1 rRNA gene is annotated in these 394 nt (G+C 57.6%); it reads left to right on the top strand.

Annotation, left to right across the window (positions count from 1 at the left end):
- Positions 1-83, top strand: a 16S ribosomal RNA gene (locus tag IF23_RS0130775); the annotation flags it as partial.
- Positions 84-394: the final 311 nt, after the last annotated feature.

Genomic DNA, 394 nt, shown 5'->3' with positions numbered 1-394 from the left:
AATCGTCGAAGGTGGGACTGGCGATTGGGACGAAGTCGTAACAAGGTAGCCGTACCGGAAGGTGCGGCTGGATCACCTCCTTTCTAAGGAGCACTTCTTGGCTGCCAGCTTGCTGACAGTCCAGAGGCCAGTACATCAGCGAATGTCTGATGCTGGTTGCTCATGGGTGGAACGTTGACTACTCGGCACACTCGGTTGTTGATCGTTAGTACTGCTTCGGCGTGGAACACGAGTCAGCGAGTGAGGGTGTCGGGCACGCTGTTGGGTATCTGAGGGTACGGGCTTTCGAGTCTGAACCTTCGCGATGCCGGCCCCAGTGAACTCAGCCTTCGGGTTGGGGTGGTGGGTGGCTGGTCGTTGCTTGAGAACTGCACAGTGGACGCGAGCATCTGTG

Origin of the sequence: Streptomyces catenulae (assembly GCF_000718015.1) — a bacterium.
Taxonomy (GTDB): Bacteria; Actinomycetota; Actinomycetes; order Streptomycetales; family Streptomycetaceae; genus Streptomyces; species Streptomyces catenulae.
This window is presented reverse-complemented; position numbering and strand designations above follow the sequence as displayed.